The sequence below is a fragment of the Trichococcus flocculiformis genome (genome assembly GCF_900113645.1).
In the GTDB taxonomy this organism is placed as follows: Bacteria; Bacillota; Bacilli; order Lactobacillales; family Aerococcaceae; genus Trichococcus; species Trichococcus flocculiformis.
In genome coordinates, this window is record NZ_FOQC01000047.1 from 1 (window position 1) to 19,056 (window position 19,056).

At 45.6% G+C, this 19,056-nt stretch carries 22 protein-coding genes and 1 riboswitch; of the genes, 7 read left to right on the forward strand and 15 right to left on the reverse strand.

The genetic code is table 11. The features are described 5' to 3' along the window. The 4 genes from BMZ71_RS11915 to BMZ71_RS11930 form a co-directional block, all read right to left on the reverse strand. Positions 1-270, reverse strand: a 270-nt coding sequence (locus BMZ71_RS11915; protein ID WP_143071438.1) for a helix-turn-helix domain-containing protein, incomplete at its 3' end; no start/stop codon positions are given. Between the two features lie 550 nt (positions 271-820). Next, the gene (locus BMZ71_RS11920) at positions 821-1,183 is read right to left on the reverse strand and encodes a DUF488 domain-containing protein (protein WP_086989154.1); all 363 of its coding nucleotides are present in this window, start codon (positions 1,181-1,183) and stop codon (positions 821-823) included. A 63-nt stretch (positions 1,184-1,246) separates the two neighbouring features. Next, positions 1,247-1,801 carry a hypothetical protein gene (locus BMZ71_RS11925; RefSeq protein WP_086989153.1) on the reverse strand — a complete coding sequence of 185 codons (555 nt, stop codon included), beginning with the start codon at positions 1,799-1,801 and terminating at the stop codon, positions 1,247-1,249. Positions 1,802-1,882: 81 nt separating this feature from the next. Continuing rightward, positions 1,883-2,173, reverse strand: a complete 291-nt coding sequence (locus BMZ71_RS11930) for a hypothetical protein (RefSeq protein WP_086989152.1) — start codon at positions 2,171-2,173, stop codon at positions 1,883-1,885. A gap of 79 nt (positions 2,174-2,252) precedes the next feature. Further along, a riboswitch (SAM riboswitch) is annotated at positions 2,253-2,363 on the reverse strand. A gap of 226 nt (positions 2,364-2,589) precedes the next feature. Here BMZ71_RS11930 and BMZ71_RS11935 point away from each other — a divergent pair. Further along, a complete protein-coding gene (locus BMZ71_RS11935) occupies positions 2,590-2,850 on the forward strand; it encodes a hypothetical protein (RefSeq protein WP_086989151.1) in 261 nt (86 codons plus the stop codon). Positions 2,851-3,138: 288 nt separating this feature from the next. On the opposite strand, the gene BMZ71_RS11940 is transcribed toward BMZ71_RS11935, so the two are convergent. From BMZ71_RS11940 to ade, 3 genes are read right to left on the reverse strand one after another with little or no spacing between them, the layout of a single operon-like run. Then, positions 3,139-3,771, reverse strand: coding sequence for a DUF47 domain-containing protein (locus tag BMZ71_RS11940; RefSeq protein ID WP_086989150.1), 633 nt, complete (start codon positions 3,769-3,771; stop codon positions 3,139-3,141). A gap of 12 nt (positions 3,772-3,783) precedes the next feature. Continuing rightward, positions 3,784-4,833 carry an inorganic phosphate transporter gene (locus BMZ71_RS11945; RefSeq protein ID WP_086989149.1) on the reverse strand — a complete coding sequence of 350 codons (1,050 nt, stop codon included), beginning with the start codon at positions 4,831-4,833 and terminating at the stop codon, positions 3,784-3,786. 42 nt (positions 4,834-4,875) lie between these two features. After that, positions 4,876-6,717 carry an adenine deaminase gene (gene ade / locus BMZ71_RS11950; RefSeq protein WP_342725135.1) on the reverse strand — a complete coding sequence of 614 codons (1,842 nt, stop codon included), beginning with the start codon at positions 6,715-6,717 and terminating at the stop codon, positions 4,876-4,878. A gap of 220 nt (positions 6,718-6,937) precedes the next feature. On the opposite strand from ade, the gene BMZ71_RS11955 reads away from it, so the two are divergent. The 5 genes from BMZ71_RS11955 (at position 6,938) to BMZ71_RS11975 (ending at position 10,299) form a co-directional block, all read left to right on the forward strand. After that, positions 6,938-7,783 (forward strand): transporter substrate-binding domain-containing protein, encoded by an 846-nt coding sequence (locus tag BMZ71_RS11955; protein WP_086989148.1) that lies wholly within the window; start codon positions 6,938-6,940, stop codon positions 7,781-7,783. Between the two features lie 232 nt (positions 7,784-8,015). Next, a complete protein-coding gene (locus BMZ71_RS11960) occupies positions 8,016-8,684 on the forward strand; it encodes an amino acid ABC transporter permease (protein WP_086989147.1) in 669 nt (222 codons plus the stop codon). Positions 8,685-8,688: 4 nt separating this feature from the next. Further along, positions 8,689-9,426 carry an amino acid ABC transporter ATP-binding protein gene (locus BMZ71_RS11965; protein WP_086989146.1) on the forward strand — a complete coding sequence of 246 codons (738 nt, stop codon included), beginning with the start codon at positions 8,689-8,691 and terminating at the stop codon, positions 9,424-9,426. A gap of 301 nt (positions 9,427-9,727) precedes the next feature. Beyond that, positions 9,728-9,958: a type II toxin-antitoxin system PemI/MazE family antitoxin gene (mazE, locus tag BMZ71_RS11970; RefSeq protein WP_068562292.1), complete on the forward strand. Its 231-nt coding sequence runs from the start codon at positions 9,728-9,730 to the stop codon at positions 9,956-9,958. Beyond that, positions 9,958-10,299, forward strand: a complete 342-nt coding sequence (locus BMZ71_RS11975) for a type II toxin-antitoxin system PemK/MazF family toxin (protein WP_068562293.1) — start codon at positions 9,958-9,960, stop codon at positions 10,297-10,299. The genes mazE and BMZ71_RS11975 overlap by 1 nt, the downstream gene beginning before the upstream one ends. An 80-nt stretch (positions 10,300-10,379) precedes the next feature. Here BMZ71_RS11975 and BMZ71_RS11980 read toward each other — a convergent pair whose 3' ends face one another. The 4 genes from BMZ71_RS11980 to ftsH form a co-directional block, all read right to left on the reverse strand. Then, on the reverse strand, positions 10,380-10,874 hold the full coding sequence (locus BMZ71_RS11980) for a DUF6803 family protein (protein WP_086989145.1): 495 nt from the start codon (positions 10,872-10,874) through the stop codon (positions 10,380-10,382). A gap of 506 nt (positions 10,875-11,380) precedes the next feature. Further along, positions 11,381-11,695, reverse strand: a complete 315-nt coding sequence (gene ppnP / locus BMZ71_RS11985) for a pyrimidine/purine nucleoside phosphorylase (protein ID WP_068562294.1) — start codon at positions 11,693-11,695, stop codon at positions 11,381-11,383. 51 nt (positions 11,696-11,746) lie between these two features. After that, entirely contained in the window at positions 11,747-12,097 is a 351-nt protein-coding gene (locus BMZ71_RS11990; protein WP_086989144.1) for a DUF2200 domain-containing protein, read from the reverse strand. 93 nt (positions 12,098-12,190) lie between these two features. Beyond that, positions 12,191-13,963, reverse strand: coding sequence for an ATP-dependent zinc metalloprotease FtsH (gene ftsH, locus BMZ71_RS11995; protein ID WP_342725143.1), 1,773 nt, complete (start codon positions 13,961-13,963; stop codon positions 12,191-12,193). Between the two features lie 133 nt (positions 13,964-14,096). Here ftsH and BMZ71_RS12000 point away from each other — a divergent pair, with 133 nt between their 5' ends. Then, the gene (locus BMZ71_RS12000) at positions 14,097-14,429 is read left to right on the forward strand and encodes an iron-sulfur cluster repair di-iron protein, ric (RefSeq protein ID WP_068562297.1); all 333 of its coding nucleotides are present in this window, start codon (positions 14,097-14,099) and stop codon (positions 14,427-14,429) included. 114 nt (positions 14,430-14,543) lie between these two features. On the opposite strand, the gene BMZ71_RS12005 is transcribed toward BMZ71_RS12000, so the two are convergent. The 4 genes from BMZ71_RS12005 to BMZ71_RS12020 all read right to left on the reverse strand — a co-directional run. After that, the gene (locus BMZ71_RS12005; RefSeq protein WP_086989142.1) at positions 14,544-15,989 is read right to left on the reverse strand and encodes a TrkH family potassium uptake protein; all 1,446 of its coding nucleotides are present in this window, start codon (positions 15,987-15,989) and stop codon (positions 14,544-14,546) included. 15 nt (positions 15,990-16,004) lie between these two features. Further along, a complete protein-coding gene (gene trkA, locus BMZ71_RS12010) occupies positions 16,005-17,357 on the reverse strand; it encodes a Trk system potassium transporter TrkA (RefSeq protein WP_086989141.1) in 1,353 nt (450 codons plus the stop codon). Positions 17,358-17,608: 251 nt separating this feature from the next. Next, entirely contained in the window at positions 17,609-18,463 is an 855-nt protein-coding gene (locus tag BMZ71_RS12015) for an Rgg/GadR/MutR family transcriptional regulator (RefSeq protein WP_086989140.1), read from the reverse strand. A gap of 297 nt (positions 18,464-18,760) precedes the next feature. Next, positions 18,761-19,056: ATP-binding protein (locus BMZ71_RS12020; RefSeq protein WP_177187610.1), on the reverse strand; the 296-nt coding region annotated here is incomplete at its 5' end.

Genomic DNA, 19,056 nt, shown 5'->3' on the forward strand with positions numbered 1-19,056 from the left:
CCGCGCATGCGAGTTCTCACGATTTTCTTTATAAACCCGTGCGCCTGAGGCGGCAATATACTGCTCGTAATAATTGTGTTGATAGTCAAGTTGGCGCGTTCTGCCGCGTTTCAACTCACGAGAAACAGTCGATTGGCTGACTCCTAATTCACGCGCCATCTCCGCTTGTTTATAGGTGCCGATTTTAGCCATCTGTTCCAGCTTTCCCCGTTGAATATCAGTAAGGTGTGTGAAGGTGCGGTTTTCTATGATACAATTATTATTAGTCATGTAGATACCCCTTATACTTTTGGTTTGGTCGCTAACAAGTATATCGTATCTACATGATTTTTTCGTTTATTTCCTTATGCATTTCATTTTACAATTTACCATCTTATTTTTTACGTCCCATTAACACTTTTGATGATTTATGACTATTTCCCTGATTCGTTCTTATCCGATTGGATTCCAATAGAATTGAATGCGGGAATCATATTAAGCTTGTATCTTGTGTCCATATTGTTCGAACGTTTCCGGCGTCCCAAGAATGCGGAAAATATAAATGGACAGATATTTTCATTATTCTATCTGTTCTCTGTGTTGATTTTATTGACCGCTCTAGGCGGAAATTCTGCTTCAGGCATAGGTTTAGACAATATCGGAGTTTGGGTAACTTTGGCTATTTCTTTTGGAGAAATTTATGCGCAGAAACTTAAATCAGAATGAAAAGCAAGCATCCTAGGATTCCTTATCGCAGGCTGCTTGCTTTGTTTTTACAAGATTTTCTTGCTACGGTTTAACAGAGGAGGCATCTGGGAAAGGCATTATCTACTTTTCGGTGCTATTTCCGCTGACTCTCCACAAAATCCCGCAGCACAACGACATGATTGATTTCCGGGTCCCGCGCGGCATAGACCAGAGTGACATCCGTCTCTTCCAACTGCTTTAGGATTTCCGCTACGGCAGCAGCGGTCGGCGGGTTCGTCAATAGTTCCTCTTCATACCGTTCCTTGAAGGCGGCGAATTTATCGGGATCGTGGGCGAACCATTTGCGCAAATCCGGCGACGGTGCGCTATCCTTCAGCCATGCATCCAACTGCGCGGCCTCCTTCTTGACTCCACGCGGCCACAACCGATCAACCAAGATCCTGAAGCCATCTGTTTCCTCAGGAGATTCGTAGATACGCTTCATCTTCAGTTCCATGTCCATTCCTCCTTTTGAGTGAATCAAAAATATGTCGTTCCTTGAATCTCATTCCGAACATGCTTAGCATTTCTTCTTACTGATCAGCTTGTACCTGAAACCATTCACTTTGAAATCTGTTCCGGGTTGCACTTTTTTCGCTTCTTGGAGAAGAACGGAATCTTTGCTGACTTGGTGTTTATCTAAGTTGCTGTTCGGTGATTGGACAACCCTGTAACTGTACGTTTCCTTATCCTCATAGTCATACACAGAAATCTTCCAGTCCAACCATTCTGATTTTTTGGGAGGCTCTTTGCTCTTTTGAGGTGCTGCTTCTTTCGGTGATTTTTCATTTTTCTTTTTGTTATTGTTCTTCTTTTTTGCTGCACCCATCCAGTTTCTTTCCACAAAGGATAGATTACTTTGGGAGGCATACTCTCTATCTAGCTGGAAATGCTTGCAATATTTCCAATAGTTATAGCCGATCTCCGGAACAAAGACAGGCTGCTTCTTGCAGGATCGATCACTCCGGTCGTAAAATGCGCAGGTACCGCAAGAAACTCTCTCTGAATGACCAATTTTTTCGATATTAGGAAAATGGGCATATTTAGCCGGTGCCCCGCGAGAAATATGATTCATCCGTTCGACTCCTCCATAAAAATGATTATAAGTTGCCAAATATGCCGAAAAGTCTGCTTGGCATATCTCCGGTCGGTCCCTCTACATTTCGTCCCCCAACAACATTAGCGTTCCAGTCATGTTTTCCAAGGTAATCCTCTCGTTCTGAAGCTGTCCTTGCAGCTTTTCGATGCTGCGTTCAAGCTGCTGCACTTCCAATAATTTTTCGAGTATGTCACTCTGGAACTGTTCCTTTCCGAGCTGTCTTGCATCCTCCAGTTGTTGTTTTTGCTGCTTGTACTGATGATAGAGCATGGCCTCGGATTGGCTTTTTGGGCCGCCTGCCGCTTCCATTCTTTCGCAGCGCTCGAATTGTTCCTTTGTCATTGTCATCGTGTTTCCCTCCAAATTGTTTTTTTGAAAACAAAAAACCCTTCTTTTAACAAGAAGAGTCGGGAATGTCGCTTTGCTCTTCTTATCTCTCAGATTGCTCTGCAGGATTTAGCACCGTGCCCTTGCGCTCGCGCATTGGTCGGTTGCTGAGATGTCATCGGGCCAGTCCCTCGATCTCTCTTGATAAAGAAGTTATTTAATTTTCAAATATATTATGTCATACCCTTGCGCAAAATTCAACTAATCGCGAATCCATATATTTGATTTTTTAACTACATCTGTTCTACACACTTCCTTAGTATACTGAAGAAGGATCAAGTGATCCCGCGTTGCTAATCATTTCTTTTGTCCGATCAACAAGACTGAAACAGCCGCATAAACTATAGTCAGTATACATAGGAAGGAAGAACTTATTCATGAAGAAAAAATATTTGATGATTGGCCTGATTTCTTTTACTGCCTTGACCACCTTTGCTGTCGCAACTCCCGTAGATGCAGCGATGATGGATACGGTGACATATGAAAATCACGGTCAGTATGTACGTAGCCATGCCACTCATCTCCGTCACCACACGGAAGACGTCCATCACATGAACGGCATCAGTATGCATGCAAGAAACTGGGACGGACATATCCGTTATTCCACTGGAGAACTGGATCCATCCTTAGACCAATAATTTCGGTACATGGACAACAGATTATAGTTGATGGCATCTTTTTGACCATATAGCTAAATAAGGCGGCATCAAAACCAGAAAGGACTATTCTGGTTTTGATGCCGCCCTATTAATTTTTGTATGGGACTTGATTTCACGCTCAGAAATAACCCTTTAAAACAGTTATGGCGGACATTCCTGCTACTGACTCGCTTTGATTGTCCGATTCTTCTACATTATCGGACAACCAGCAAGACTAACTCACTCTACTTATCCGATTCTTCCACATTATCGGACAACCACCACAGATCAAGCGTACTTCAACGCAATCTCTTCCACGAATTTGGTCACGTCCTTGAAGGCGTCGCAGCAATCCTCCAATGATTCATAGATTTTCCCCAGGATGACGATGCTGACGGTATCCGCATCGCTCTGATAGAGTTCGCGCATGGATTGGATGTAGAGCAGATCGCCTTCCTTCTCACAGGCATTGATCCGGTCGATGACTGCATGAATCTCTTTTTGTGACTTTTTGTAGGTTTTCAGTAGCCGCACCGCCGTTAGCAATTCTTCTGCGGATTTTTCGACCAGATCCAGGAATTGATTGATTTCCGGGGTGATGTGCTGCGGTTGATAAATCTCAATATGGATCATGACATCCTCAATCATGTCAATGGCATGGTCCAGACTGGTGACCAGCGCAATCATATCCTGCCTGTCGAAAGGCGGCAACAGATCGTTGTACATATAGCGCATCAGTCTGTATTTCGCGAGGTCGGCATTGTGTTCGATTTCATGCATCTCGTCCAACTTTTGGCTAAGGTCAGCGACCGGATATTCCGCCAAAACCTGCTTCAGGAATTCCGCCGATTGGACGCCCCATTCAGCAAGCTTGATGAACTCATCGAAATAATCCAACTTTTCCGTCTTCTTTTTGAACATAATCGGCTCCCCCTAGAATATCTGAATGAACAGCTTTGCCATCAGATAACCGACAAGGCCGCAACCTGGAAAGGTCAACACCCACGTATAAACCATTTCCTTGACCGTCAGCCAGTTTACGCTCGACAGATGCCTGCCTGCGCCTACTCCCATGATGGCAGTCGTCTTCGTGTGGGTCGTGCTCACCGGCAGCCCAAACAGGGAAGCCGTCAAGAGGCTCAAGGCCCCGGCAAAATCAGCGCTGAATCCTTGATAGGTCTCCAGCTTCACCATATTGACCCCTACCGTCTTGATGATTTTCCCGCCACCAATTGCCGTTCCCAAGGCCATGACGGTGGAACACAACAGCATCAGCCAGACAGGAATCATGAAATCAGTCGTGGCATTCCCTTGCGCCAAAGCGATGCCCAACAAGAAAATCCCGATGAACTTCTGGCCGTCCTGGGCCCCATGCATGAAGGCCATCGCTGCCGCACCGGCGATTTGGCTGTTGCGGAAGAATATGGTCGTGCTTTGCCGCTCGATGTCTTTGAACAGCGCGCCGACAAGCTTCACGACCAGAAAGCCCAGAGACAACCCAAGAACGGTGGAAAGCAGCAATCCATACAGAACCTTAATCCATTCCGCACCATTGATTCCATCGATACCGCCTTGCAACGCAATCGCAGCCCCAGACACCCCAGCAATCAAGGCATGGCTTTCACTTGTCGGAATGCCAAAATACCAAGCGGCAGTGGCCCATACCACAATCGCAAAGAGCGCCGCACACAGCGCCACGACCGCATCTTCCGTATTTCCGCCAAAATCAACCATCTTCGCCATCGTCTGGGCAACTTTCGCATTGACTGCGGTCATCGCAAAGACACCAAAAAAATTGAACACTGCCGCCATCAAGATGGCATTGCGCGGGGTCATACTTCGTGTCGAAACGCAGGTGGCGATGGCGTTCGGCGCATCCGTCCACCCGTTCACCAAAACCACGCCCAACGTCAAGATCACCGTCACCGCAATAGCCGGGCTCGTCAGCAGCAACTGAATGAATGCACCAAATGAAATCGCCATAAAGGACCACCGCCTTTCCGGACCGCACTGAAGTAAGTGACCTTACATCGGAATCCCCACTTCGATATGCTGGAAGGAATCCACATCAAACAATCCTTTATCCGTCAATTTCAGCCGCGGAATGACCGGGAGACACAGAAACGAAAGAATCATGAAAATGTTCTGTCCTTCCTCCGCCAGCGTAGCCAACTGCCCGTGCAACTGATGCAATTCCTTGATCACTTCTTCATACGGTTTTTCCGACATAATACCTCCGACCCGCAGCGGGACTGAAGCCAATACTTTGCCGCCATCTACGATGACGAGTCCGCCTTGCATCCGTTCCGCTTCCTCGATCGCCAGCAGCATGTCTTCATCGTTGGTTCCGGCCACGACCAGATTATGCGAATCATGGGCTACTGTCGAAGCGATTGCGCCCCGTTTCAGACCTAAACCACTGACGATGCCAGCACCGATGCTGCCGGTTTGGTGATGGCGCTCGCACACAACTATCTTCAGTTGGTCATTTTGCGGATCCGCAACAAAAAATCCGTCTTCCGTCTGCACATCCCTTGCGTTTTTCTGTGTAATGATGCTTCCCGGCACAATGCCGATAACCCAAGCTTTTTGGCCTTCCAAGAGTGGAATCTGCAAGTCGACTTTTGTTACTTTCTTTAAATGAAGCGATGATCGTACAGCTTGCGGGACAACAGCATGGACATTTCTCAGCTCATCCAAATTCAGCACGCGCCCGTCTTTGATGATCGTTTCCGGGCTCAGCCTCTCTAAACTGTCCGTAATCAAGATGTCCGCAACATAACCTGGTGCGATGGCGCCTTTGTCCTGGATACCGTGACACACCGCATTGTTGAGCGTAGCCATCTGGATCGCGATAAGCGGATCTAAGCCCTGTTGGATCGCAAGCTGAGCGGCATAATTGATGGTTCCCTCTTCGGCTAACTCGTCAAGATGCTTATCATCCGTACAGAATGAAAAACGACGGCTGTTCTTTTCGTTGATGGCCGGCAACAACGCCAGCAAATCTTTCGCGGCTGAACCTTCGCGCACCAATACGTGTATGCCACGGCGTACGCGTGCCATTGCTTCTTCCGCCGTCACCGCCTCGTGGTCATTGCGGATTCCGGCTGTGCTGTACACATTCAGCGCAGTATCAGTCAAACCGGCCGCATGTCCATCGACCATCATCCCAGCTTCTGTCGTCATGCGGATTTTTTCCAGCATGTCCGGGTCTGCATCCAAGACAGCTGGATAATCCATCACTTCCGCCAGGCCAATGACGGTCGGATGGGTCAAATAAGGGCGGAGATCATCCGCAGTCAGCGTCGCGCCGTTCTGCTCGAAGGGCGTTGCCGGCACACACGAAGGCAGCTTCATCAGAATATCCATGTCGGCATTGGCGGCGTCCTCGAGCATAAAGTCGATTCCGATTGTCCCTGCGACGTTCGCAATTTCATGAGGATCGGTCACAACGGTCGTAATACTGTGTTTGATGAGCGCCCGTGAAAATTGCGACGGTGTCACCATTGTCGATTCAATATGAATATGCCCATCGATAAAACCCGGCAGAATGAACTTGCCTGTAGCATCCACCACTTGCTTTCCGTTCGGGTAGGTACCGATGCCGACGATACGACCGTCCCGGATCGCGACGTCAGCCTCAAAGGTCTCAAGCGAAAACACATCCACTACGGTTCCATTTTGAATGATAAGATCCGCTTCCTCCAGTTGTTGCGCCGCTTGGATCAACCTTTTCAATCCATCTCCCATACAAATTCCCCCTGGTTCCATTTCGCTCTCTTGATCAGCGAATCTCTTGTTTTTTCTTATATTATACACGATTCTCGTGGGGGCCGATAAGCATCTTAATCGCGGCATGATTTTCATGATGCATAATACTTAGGTGATCGGTTTTACCTATCAATACTGTTCATTTTTAACTATTTGCTTCTTACATACGCTGGTGATAAGATTTCCTCATGCCTTCGAGCGACAAAAAGTAAGGAATGTCGGTTTACGGTCCACCATCACCAGCAATAACCATGTGGGGCGTTTTTTCGGTCGAATGACCGGCAACTATTCAAAAAAAACAACAGGAGTGAATATAATGAAGAAACTATTATCAAAAATCTTATTCGTGGGTACAGCCGGCTTGGCTTTGGCGGCTTGCGGCGCAACAACAACCGACTCAAGTTCGGACAGTGCCTCTACAGCATCCAGCACTGCCGCAACAGCAAATGTCTTGAAGACGATCGAAGAAAACAAACAATTGCGCATCGGTGTGGAAGGCACTTACCCTCCGTTCAGCTATCATGATACAGAAACCGGAGACTTAGTCGGTTTCGAAGTGGAAATCGCAGAAGTCATTGCGGAAGATTTAGGTGTGGAACCTGTCTTTGTCGAAACGAAATGGGATTCCCTGATTGCCGGATTGGACGTCAATAAATACGATATCGTCATCAACAACGTCGGCATGACCGAAGAACGACAAGCGGTCTACGACTTCACCGATGCTTATTTCGAGTCCTATGGCCAATTGGCGGTCAGTGCAGACTCCGACATTCAAACTTTGGATGACTACAGCGGCAAAAAATCAGCCCAATCCACTGCAAGCAATTACGCACAGAACGCCCGCGACCTTGGTGCTGAAATCGTCCCTGTCGACGGCTTCAATCAAGCAGTCGAATTGATCACTTCAGGCCGTGCAGACGGAACGATCAATGATTACATCACTTTCTTGACTTACTTTGAAGAATATCCAGACTCCACTTTGCGTCTGATTGATGAAAAACTGCCTACAAACGATAAAGTCGGCATCATCCTGCAAAAGGAAAACACAGATTTCCAGACTAAACTGAATGAAATCATCGCAGCCCGCACAGAAGACGGCACTTTTAAAGCAATCTTCGAAAAATACCTAGGCGAAGACATCAGCGTCGGCGCGAACAACTAAGAAAAGCTGAACGGGCTCGTTCCGTCTCACATATACGAAATCGTACCGATTGCGCAGATTAGAGCTCAATCGGTACGATTTATCTGATTTATGGATGGTTAATCCTTGAAGCTAGCCATCATCGTTGGATGCGTGTTACAATTTGGTATCTCGTGAACCACTTGCGGTGATGCGCTTTTGGACATTGAATAGTTTTTTATTTTTTAATATAAAGAGGAACGGTGAGTAAATTTTGCAGCATACATTATCCATAATCGAAAACGCCCTATGGCCAATTCTGGAAGCAGGATTTACCGTCACCATCCCCTTGGCGCTGATTTCCTTTGCTTTGTCCCTTGTACTGGCAGTCCTTACTGCAGTCATGCGGATTTCGAAAAGCAAGATATTAAAAGGGCTGGCTTGGTTCTACGTTTGGGTATTCCGCGGCACCCCGCTTTTGATCCAATTGTTCATCGTCTTCTTCGGTTTGCCGAAGCTAAACATCACCTTGGATGCGTGGACCGCCGCTATCCTGACTTTTGCCTTAAACAGCGGCGCCTATTCGGCCGAATCCATCCGTGGCGCGATCCTGTCCATCCCGAGAGGGCAATGGGAAGCGGCCGACTCCTTGGGAATGACGCACGGACAGGTCCTGAAAAGGATCATCTTCCCGCAGACCGTCCGGATTGCCTTGCCGGCCGTCATGAACGACTTCATTTCTCTGGTGAAATCGACTTCGCTGGCATCCAGCATCACGATCATTGAAATGACGATGGTCGGGCAGCAGTTCGCTTCCGTTACCTATGAACCGCTGATTCTGTATATGGAAGTAGCTGCGATCTACCTCCTTATCAGTACCGTGTTGACTTGGATCCAGGGCAAATTGGAAATCAGAACTTCCAAATATCTGAAAAAGGCGTGACGACATGATCGAAATCAAACATATCCAAAAATCCTACGGTGACTTTCATGCCCTCAAGGATATCTCATTAACTTTCAAAACTGGCGAAACGACCGTCATCGTCGGGCCATCCGGTTCAGGCAAGTCCACCTTGCTCCGCACCTTGAACCTGTTGGAAGTGCCAGAAAGCGGCATCCTGAAGAACGGCACTCTCGAGGTCGATTTCAGCTCCAAAATTTCGAAAGAAACAATGATGGCAATCCGCAAAGAAACGGCGATGGTGTTCCAGAGTTTCAACCTCTTCCCGCATCTGTCGGTATTGGAAAATGTCATCGAAGGCCCGATTACGGTTCTGAAACTTTCGAAAACAGAAGCGACGGCCAGAGCCAAAAACCTGCTGACCAAAGTCGGCTTGGCCGACAAACTGGACCATTACCCGGACCAACTGTCGGGCGGTCAACAACAACGCGTCGCCATCGCGCGCGCCTTGGCTATGGAACCGGATTTCGTCCTGTTCGATGAACCCACTTCCGCCCTTGATCCCGAGTTGGAAGCGGAAGTGCTACGCGTCTTGAAGGAGCTCGCTTCCGAAAAGCTATCCATGATCATCGTGACGCACAACCTTGACTTCGCACGGGAAGCAGCGGACCGCATGCTCTTCCTGGAGGACGGCAAAGTCGGCTTCGACGGCCCGACCAAGGACTTCTTCGCAAGCACAACCGATCCAAGGATCGCCCGCTTCATCAACAGCATCACGATTTAAAAAGATAGACGATACCAGAGCTTGGATGCTCTGGTATCGTCTATCTTTTTTGAGGCACTGGATACTATTGTACGCAACATTATGTTTTATTCTCGAGTTCGATGATGGTCATGATGGCATAATTCGTCATATCCATCACCGTATCCCTCCTGAATTCCATTGTTCTGTCGGCTGACTTCCCTAGGGTCATCGACTCCATAAATCGATTATATTCCTAAATTTACTTTTTTAGCATGTGCCGATAGTGCACTTTGCGTGACTGAGTGTTGTCGAGTATAATTATTCATAAGAGGTGAGAAACATGCTAATTACAAAGTCCAGACTGCAAGGAAGTTCCGTAGTTGTCACCCTGCCGCTTCACAATGGCGAAAAATTAGAACCCAATAAAGAATATGTCGTAATCTATTCACCAGATGGGACAATCACATTGGTTCCAAAAATTGATGATCCCTTTGTTTTGTCCGAAGCTGGAGCTTTTTACGAAAAAGATGAGTGGAATAATTTATCTCCTGAAGGGAGAGAACTATTCTGATGAACGCTTCCGATAGGTACATCCCCAAGAAAGGCGATATCGTCTGGGTAAATTTTGACCCATCTTCAGGAAATGAAATCAAGAAACGTCGGCCGGGACTGGTTGTCTCAAGATACGAATTTAATCGTTCCACCTTGTTTGCGGTTATTTGCCCCATCACTTCGACAATAAAAAACATTCCTACTCGATATACGTTGCCGAAAGAAATGGTTGTCACAGGTCAAATCGTCATTTCCCAACTCAAATCTTTGGATTTTCACGCCAGAAAAATCGAATTTGCTGATAGATTGCCTGTTCAGGATATCGCTAAAGTCGATCAGATAATCGAATACATTTTTTAAAATCCGCAATCACTTAACAGCTGATTGCGGATTTTTTGTTGTATATACTTGTATTTGGATACAAATTAACAGGGTTATGACTAATTCGTCATACCAGGCATTACGGCCATGCTGTCGATGATTTCAGGATTCACCATGCCGAAAATCATGGCAATATGGGCAACGACAAGGAAGCCGCCGACCAGCATAAAGTGGATTTTCATTTTTTCTTCATCGGTTTTATTCCGGAACAGGACACCAATTTCCATGAGTGCGATCGGCAAAAGGAATAGGTCGCCGCTCAGATAGAAGCCCACTGCCGCAACATCGACCCAAGTATGCCAACCGTTTGTGGTGGTCAATGGAATCACTGCGTTAAACAACAGGTAGAAGAATATTCCCGTAAAATAGAAGCCGGCAAAAATGCCGACGATTTTGTTCAAAGTCCTCAAACCACCTGATTTTACCCTGTCAAAAATAATGAAAAATTCCGAAATCGTGAGCGTCTCCGCGCATATGACGGGGATGGCCATAAAGATGATTAGATTCCAAGGCTGGTTCGACGCTAATAAAGACATGTAATGAGTCATGCTCATTTTTGTTTCCTCCTCAAAGTAAAATAACCAAAAATTGATAGTCTAAATATACTGAACGAATGTGTAGATTGGATGGAGATTAGGCGTCTTCATCTGAGCTACATAATGACCTGATATCCTGTTCCTGTAGCAAAAAACAATCCGGAAAGAGGGGTCCAACTTATGCTGACAATCCAATTTATCATTTCAATATTGCTGATTTTTATCTTAGTGATGTTAGTCATAAATACAATCCGTAAATTCGATTCTGTTTTGAGAGCAGATGTGAAACGACTGCGGTCTGAAAATGAAGCTTTGAGGAAAGAGCTTCTCAAACGCGGAATCGTTGAATATGTCTAATAGCTGAAAACGGATAGCCGAAACAAACGCTGTCTATACACTATAAAAAACCAGCCGGAAAACGGAAGTTCGATAGACGAACTCCGTTTTCCGGCTGGTTTATTTTGTTGAAATCAATTGATTTGCCTTCACTGTTGCGCAGTTATTAAAAAACTTGCACTTCAGATTCAGTCGTTTTTGTAAGAACAGCAATAATCCACATACTTCTCAACGATCATCTTGAAGGATGAGTTCGCCGGAACGACATAGCTTTGGCCTTTGCTGTAAAGCGTGTATTCCGCTTCACCTGGCAACATAACCGACATATCGCCACCCAAGACTTCCATTATTTCCTCTGCATCAGTGTTGAATTCGTACTCGCCTGCCAACATGAAGCCAAGTGTCTTTTTCTCTCCGCTTTCGAACAAAACCGTTCTGCTGGTAACTTTCCCATCAAAATAAACATTTGCTTCCTTGATTACTGTAACGTTTTTGAATTCCATTCTATTTCCTCCATTTGCTTGATTATTTTATGTTTTTCTTGCACGTGTAACCTATTTCCTCAGTATCTTCTCCATGGCCTTCCCCTTAGCCAGCTCATCGACGAGTTTATCCAAGTAACGGATTTTTTGCATGAGCTTGTCTTCGATCTCTTCGACGCGGTATCCGCAAATGACACCTGTGATAAGCGAAACTTTAGGGTTCAACTGGGGTGCCTGTGCAAAAAAAGTTTCGAAATCAACTTTGTTTTCCAACTGTTGCTGCAGAGTTGCCTCATCATATCCGGTCAGCCAGAAAATGATTTCATCGACTTCTTCTTTCGTGCGGCCCTTTTTCTCGGCTTTCTTGATATACAACGGATAAACGCTGGCAAACGACATTCCAAATATTTTCGTATTTTTCATACTGACCCCTTTCTGAAAATTCCTGAATCTATTTTCCATATTTATGATGTTTATTATGCCACAAATCGCAAAAAAATGTAAAAACTCGATTCATTAGCCTCCATCATCTTTTTCCTCTAGCATTTCCATGAATTCCTCGCCGGTCATGGTTTCTTTTTCGAGCAGGTAGTTTGCAAGCTCATGCATTTTCGGTACGTTCTCCCGGATGATTTCTTTGGCTTTTTCGTGGGCGAATGTGATGATGCGCAGAACCTCATCATCGATTTTCGCAGAAGTTTCATTCGATACGAGTGAGGTTACATCCGTTCCCAGATAAGGATTATTGATCGTTTCCAAAGCCATCATGTCGAATTTTTCACTCATCCCGTATCGTGTGACCATCGCTCTCGCAATCGCTGTTGCGGCCTCTATGTCATTTTCCGCCCCGGAGGTGACCGTATTCAGGATGACCTCCTCGGCAGAGCGTCCGCCCATGTAGGTGACGATTTTATTCAGGAATTTTTCCCGGCTCATCAGTATTTGGTCTGTCTCTTCCGACTGCATCGTATAGCCGAGGACCCCGGATGTCCTTGGGATGATGCTGATTTTATTGACTGGTGCGGAATCGGTCTGTTTTGCTGCAACAATCGCATGGCCGATTTCATGGTAGGCAATCGCCAATTTATCTTCTTTCGAGAGGATCGCATTTTTCCGTTGGTAGCCGGCCAGAATGATTTCCAAAGCATACTCCAAATCGGATTGAGTGATCTCGCTGCGTCCTTCCTTTATGGCATGGAGAGCGCCTTCATTTATCAGATTGGCAAGGTCAGCTCCGGAGCTGACGGGTGTATACTTTGCGATTCCTTTCAAATCAACATCCTCCGTCATTTTGACTGTTTTTGCATGCACCCTCAGAATCGCCTCTCTGCCGGCAATATCCGGCAGTTCGAGTGGAATGCGCCTGTCAAAACGCCCTGGCCTCAACAGCGCTTTGTCAAGAACTTCAGGTTTGTTCGTTGCCGCCAGGATCACCACGCCTTTTTCCGAGGAAAAACCATCCATCTCATTCAATAATTGGTTGAGCGTCTGGTCCCGCTCATCATTTCCGGTGATTCCAGACAGGTTACGGCTCTTGCCGATCGTATCGATTTCATCAATGAAGACGATGCAGGGGGCTTTGGCCTGGGCTTGATTGAACAGATCTCGCACCCTGGCTGCTCCGACACCGACAAACATCTCCATAAATTCTGACCCCGATATCAAAAAGAACGGAACTTTGGCTTCTCCCGCGACAGCTTTCGCAAGCAGCGTTTTGCCGGTTCCCGGAGGTCCGACAAGCAGAATCTCTTTCGGCATCTTCGCCCCGATTTCCCGGTATTTTTGGGGATTGTGCAGAAAATCGATCACTTCCCAAAGTGCTTCTTTCGCTTCGTCCTGGCCTGCTACGTCCGCAAATGTTTTTCCTGTTTCAGATGCAGCATAAACCATGACATTGCTTTTGCCGAATTTCATTTCGCTGCCGCCGAGCCCTCCGACTCTTCCCTGCAGCCTGCGCATCATAAAGTTCCACAACGCATACAACAACACCATGGGCAGAATCCAAATCAGGAAGAAATTCAACAGTGGGGATTCTTCCGGGATAATTTCCTGGGTAAACTTCGCATTCGTGGCCAGTAGTCTCTCAGTTAGCGCCGGATCTTCCATTCGACCAGTTATGAAGACAGCTTCCTCGCCTTCATCATTCAGTGCCGTGAATTCGATGCGGCTATCCTCCACCAGCACCGATTCCACACTCCCTTCCTCAATCATGGCAACAAACGTCTTGTAGTCCACTTCTTCACCCTTTGACTTCATTATACCGCCAAATGATATGAAGGCGGTATCAATTGGCTATCCAGGATATTCCAGCCAATTTCGAAAGAGCGTCGTATCGATTTTCTTTTTCTTGACACAGATCAAGTATCTTTTGGCGGATCAGCATTATAATGAAAGCATCAGAACTCAGAAAGAAGGATCTCAGATGTCCAATCAACCCACATTTACAGAAGTGAAGGAAGCTCTCTTTCCAACATTGGAACAATACGTGCCGATTGTAGCCCGTGTACATGGAAAAAATCACCCGGAATTCCATGATGTTCACCAGCTATTCAACGCGATCCTCGAAAAGACCTTAACAGCCGACACAAAAAAACCAGACCTGAACGAGGAGTTCATCCAATTGCGCGCGGTTTCGAATAACTACACAGTTCCGGATGATGTGTGCGAAAGTTATGAAGCGGTCTACCAGATGTTGGCGAAAGTGGATCAAGCTTACCAAGCTTCATTATCGCCAAGAAGTTCCCGCTCTATCTGAGCACTTACCGGGACACCTTACAGCAAAAAACTGATGTCGACTTTATGTCAGCATCAGTTTTTTGAATTTTTCATGATCAAGCACGGTTGGCCGCGCTATCCACGCCTCTTATTTCTATTTTTTCCATGTACGCGGTGCAAAAAGGATCAAAATCGGAAAAATTTCCAACCGCCCCGCAAGCATCGTGAAAGACAACAAAATCTTTGAGTAATCATGCAATTTGCTGTAGCTGTATGCCGGTCCGACTGCTCCCAAAGCAGGACCGATATTATTGAACGTTGCCGCTACTGCACTGAAAGCCGACAAAAAGTCCGGCGCATCCAGACTGATGAGCATGAACACTGCTGCAAAGACTACCGAGTAGATGATCAGATAATTAGCTACACCGTGCTTCGTATTTGTCCCCAAAGGCTTTTGATCATATTGAACAACCACGATCCGATTCGGCTGCGCGACACGTTTGATTTCCGCAACCAGAATCTTAACATAGACAACGACACGCGAAATCTTCAATCCTCCAGCCGTAGAACCCGCACATGCCCCAAAAAACATCAGCAACAAAATCACCATCTGGGAAAATAACGGCCAGGAACCAAAGTTTGCTGTCGTAAATCCGGTTGTCGTAATGACAGAAGATACCGTGAAAAAAACATCCCTGATCAATTTCGAAATTGAATCATAGTACCCTATCAGATTGATACAAATCAGCCCCACAGCACCCAGCACAATCAAGAAATACCACTTCAACTCTTCACTCTTGAATACTTGCTTGATATTTCCTATCAGCAATAAATAAATCATATTGAAGTTTATCCCGAAGGCAAGCATACCTATACCGATTACCCACTCAACGTAGGCATTCTCATAAGGCGTGATACTGCCATTTTTGATGCCGAAACCTCCCGTACCAGCTACACCAAAAGCATGAAGCAGAGAATCAAACAGATCCATCCCGCCAATCCAGAGCAGGATAGTGACGATGGCTGTCATGGAAAGGTAAATCAGATACAAAATCCGAGCCGAAGAAGACAATTTCGACACAAGTTTGCCGAAAGTAGGACCGGGTGTTTCGGCTTTCATGATATTAACGGATTGGGAATCGATTTGCGGCAAGACCGCCAAGGCAAAAACCAAAATCCCCATTCCTCCGACCAAGTGGGTAAAACTTCGCCAGAATAAGCTGGAATGGGATAAGGATTCCACATCATCCAAAATACTCGCACCTGTTGTTGTGAATCCGCTGCTCGTCTCGAAAAATGCATCCACAAAAGAAGGGATATCCGAATTAATGACAAAAGGCAGACTGCCGAAAAAGGAGAACAAAATCCAGGAAATCGCGACGATGACGAAGCCTTCCCGGGCAGTCATCCGTTTATTCTCAGGCTTTTTCAAGCTTAATAGTTGCCCGAGCACCGCCAAAAAAATCATCACGGACAAAAAACTGAAAAGATAGTTCCAAGATTCCCGATAAAGCAAGCTCACCGCAAGAGGGAAAATCATCAATGCGGCTTCAATCTGCAACAGACGTGCCACAACATAACGAACGATCGATACATTCATTCCGCATTCCCCTTCCTAATAAACGATGTCGTCGATATCATCATAATTTTTTTCTTTCGTGACAACGATAACGCGATCATTCGGCTTAATGACATCTTGTCCGGAGGGGATGATCAGTTTTTTATTGCGGATAATATATGCGATCAGCAGATTGGGTTTTGTATTCAATTTTACTAACGGGATATGGATGATCCGGCTCGTTTCTTTCACTTTGAACTGGATCGCTTCCGCTTCATTGTCCGCCAGACGATACAAAGCTTCGACATCGGACACCGAGGAATTTCCCAGACTACGAACAAAGCGTAAAATCGTATTGGCAATCACACGTTTTGGCGTAATGATCGTTTCCATTCCTAGTGAATCAAATATTTTCAGCAATAATTCCCGATTCACTTTGGTGATCACTTTTTCCACATTTTGTTGGATAGCATATAATGAAGCGATAATATTTTCTTCATCTACCCCAATCAAAGAAATGAAAGCGTTGTACGTTTCGATACCTTCTTGTTGAAGAACATCTTGGTCCGTCCCGTCACCCAGTATTACTTCAACATTTGGATAGGCTGCGCTTAGCTCCTCAGCGGTCTGCCGGCTCTGTTCGATGACTTTGATATCCATCCGGTATTCTTTCAGGAAATCAAGCAAGTAATAGGTCAGCCTTCCTCCACCGATCACGAGAGCGGAGTTTATTTTTGTTTTTTGGGGACAGACCGTTCTATAAAATTTACGGATTGTTGCCCTGTTTCCTATGATATAGGCATGGTCCCCAACAAGTAGCCTGTCCTGACCAGAGGGAATCAGTGTTTCATTCTTCCGGCGGATAGCACACACCAGTACGTCACCGAATTTTTTCCTGAAATCGGCTAGCGATAAGTCTGCAAGGGAAACAGTCGACCCAATTTCGATTTCGATCAACTCAACGCGGTTATCCGCAAAAGATTGGATGCTCAGTACTGTTGGGAACTTGATGATACGCGCAATGCTCCGCGCCGACTCCAATTCGGGATTGATCATCAGATTGATGCCCAAGCTTTCACGGACATAGTCAAAATGCCCAGAATATTCCGGGTTGCGTACGCGTGCAATCGTATATTTTGCCCCGAGTTTTTTCGCCAGGATGCTGGCCATGATATTCACTTCATCTTGTGCTGTCACTGCAATAAAAATGTCGCAGTCAGCGACACCTGCTTCCTGTTGGATATCATAGCTGGCACCATTTCCGACTATGCCTGAGATATCATACGTGCTGATCAGCTTATCCAAACGCATTTCCATTTTTTCGATCAAAATAATATCATTTTCTTGTGTAGCCAATTCTGAACAGAGCACGGAACCAACCTTCCCGCCACCGGCAATCACGATTTTCATTCAAAACGTCCTTTCGTTTCTGACTTCTCTTCCATTATGACATAACGAGTGTATCTTCGCACATTTCGTGTGGATACACAAGATACTAATAGATGAATCTGGATAAGTATCCAACATTTTGGCATTTAGTTCATAAGAAAAATCGGATAGATTTAGCTGAAGTGCACAAATTTCCTGTGGTTGCTTGGACGTTATGAATGAATGGAATAATGCGTGATTTGTATATGCTCCGATTGAGGGGCACATGCAGATCACGCATTATTATTTCTTACAGTTTCCAGCAAGCCCTCACACTGGTTAGCCACGCGCTCCATATCCAGAAGCTTGAATGTCCGGATGATGTCCGTCAGCTTTTGGGCATCTTCCTGCTGCATGATACCAATCAATTCCTTGAAGAACAGCAACATGGTATGTTCATACATCTTGTTGTCCGATGCAGAAACGGTCTTTTCCAAATCAGCGTAATAAAACAAGCTCTTCTCCAGGTCATTTTTCTCCAGCTGCAAAACCAGGATATTTGAAATGAGGGAAAACAGTTCGTTTTTATACCGTTTCATCTGATTGAACTCTGTCATCTTCTCCTTGGCTCTAGCGTACACAGCATCCACTGCATCCTCCGGAAAGAAATCCAAGGCGTTGGTGAACAAAACCAATTCATAATAATGCCATGCCTCACAATGAAAAAGGTAGTTTTTTATGACCGCCAACTCTTTATGCGGGAATGGCAGCTCGCTGAGGTTACACCTCAGCAGATGGATAATGCTCGCATGGTGCAAATATTTGATTTGGGTAGTTTCATCAAAATGATTTCTGGACGCTTCCTCTAAAGCCGCCAACCTTGGTATATCCTTTGCGTAGTAGGCTTCTGAATAAGCGCTGATCATCATAGTATCCGTATTCGCTTTGTTTCCATCATACAGGAAATGGAATTCCTCCAAAGACAGATTTAAATTCTCAAGGATCTGAAGAAATTTTCCAGCAGTCGTATCACTCTTGCCCTTTTCAAACCGTGAAATGGCAGGTCTGCTCAATATACCTTTATAGACATCTTTCGATTTCAGATTCTTGTTCTTCCGAATGTCACCTAGTACTTCTCCGATTTGCATCAACACCCCACCTTTTTGTTCCGTATTATTAACATTTTTACTATTAACAGTATAACTAGTTTACACTAAATATGTAAACAAATAAGAAGTAGGAGGAGTGTGAAATGTTGGAAAGCATCGGAACCCTTATCTGGGAGGTGATAGGCGGACTGTGAACACGTATTTTTGCTCTAGTACACAACAATTTAGAGAAATTTGTATAGAATAATTATCAAACATCTGTGTGTTTTGCAAGACCTTTCTACACAATATTGCAAAGAAAAAGTACACACTTTTGCGCCTGAAATTTTTCTCTGATTATTTTGGTCTTGATAGAGCGTTTTTGAGCCGGAAGCTCTCTCCGGTGAAGCTTAAAATGTGTGCGTGATGAATCAAGCGGTCCACCAATGCCGCAGTCAAACGTGTATCGATAAACACCTTATTCCATTGGCTGAACTCCAAATTGCTGGTGATGATGATACTTTTAGTCTCATACCAATCACTGATCAGCTGGAAGAGCAACTCGGCGCCTTCCTTGGTGAACGGCACATAACCCATCTCATCTAAGATAACCAACTTTACCTTGTCAAAGCGGTGCTTGAAGGTCTCCAACG

Bases quoted from the DNA above. Each gene is read 5' to 3' on its own strand.
- BMZ71_RS11920 (WP_086989154.1), bottom strand. From the start codon at position 1,183: ATGGAACTGAAGATGAAGCGTATCTACGAATCTCCTGAGGAAACAGAT.
- BMZ71_RS11925 (WP_086989153.1), bottom strand. From the start codon at position 1,801: ATGAATCATATTTCTCGCGGGGCACCGGCTAAATATGCCCATTTTCCT.
- BMZ71_RS11930 (WP_086989152.1), bottom strand. From the start codon at position 2,173: ATGACAATGACAAAGGAACAATTCGAGCGCTGCGAAAGAATGGAAGCG.
- BMZ71_RS11935 (WP_086989151.1), top strand. From the start codon at position 2,590: ATGAAGAAAAAATATTTGATGATTGGCCTGATTTCTTTTACTGCCTTG.
- BMZ71_RS11940 (WP_086989150.1), bottom strand. From the start codon at position 3,771: ATGTTCAAAAAGAAGACGGAAAAGTTGGATTATTTCGATGAGTTCATC.
- BMZ71_RS11945 (WP_086989149.1), bottom strand. From the start codon at position 4,833: ATGGCGATTTCATTTGGTGCATTCATTCAGTTGCTGCTGACGAGCCCG.
- ade (WP_342725135.1), bottom strand. From the start codon at position 6,717: ATGAAAATCATGCCGCGATTAAGATGCTTATCGGCCCCCACGAGAATC.
- BMZ71_RS11955 (WP_086989148.1), top strand. From the start codon at position 6,938: ATGAAGAAACTATTATCAAAAATCTTATTCGTGGGTACAGCCGGCTTG.
- BMZ71_RS11965 (WP_086989146.1), top strand. From the start codon at position 8,689: ATGATCGAAATCAAACATATCCAAAAATCCTACGGTGACTTTCATGCC.
- mazE (WP_068562292.1), top strand. From the start codon at position 9,728: ATGCTAATTACAAAGTCCAGACTGCAAGGAAGTTCCGTAGTTGTCACC.
- BMZ71_RS11975 (WP_068562293.1), top strand. From the start codon at position 9,958: ATGAACGCTTCCGATAGGTACATCCCCAAGAAAGGCGATATCGTCTGG.
- BMZ71_RS11980 (WP_086989145.1), bottom strand. From the start codon at position 10,874: ATGAGCATGACTCATTACATGTCTTTATTAGCGTCGAACCAGCCTTGG.
- ppnP (WP_068562294.1), bottom strand. From the start codon at position 11,695: ATGGAATTCAAAAACGTTACAGTAATCAAGGAAGCAAATGTTTATTTT.
- BMZ71_RS11990 (WP_086989144.1), bottom strand. From the start codon at position 12,097: ATGAAAAATACGAAAATATTTGGAATGTCGTTTGCCAGCGTTTATCCG.
- BMZ71_RS12000 (WP_068562297.1), top strand. From the start codon at position 14,097: ATGTCCAATCAACCCACATTTACAGAAGTGAAGGAAGCTCTCTTTCCA.
- BMZ71_RS12005 (WP_086989142.1), bottom strand. From the start codon at position 15,989: ATGAATGTATCGATCGTTCGTTATGTTGTGGCACGTCTGTTGCAGATT.
- trkA (WP_086989141.1), bottom strand. From the start codon at position 17,357: ATGAAAATCGTGATTGCCGGTGGCGGGAAGGTTGGTTCCGTGCTCTGT.
- BMZ71_RS12015 (WP_086989140.1), bottom strand. From the start codon at position 18,463: ATGCAAATCGGAGAAGTACTAGGTGACATTCGGAAGAACAAGAATCTG.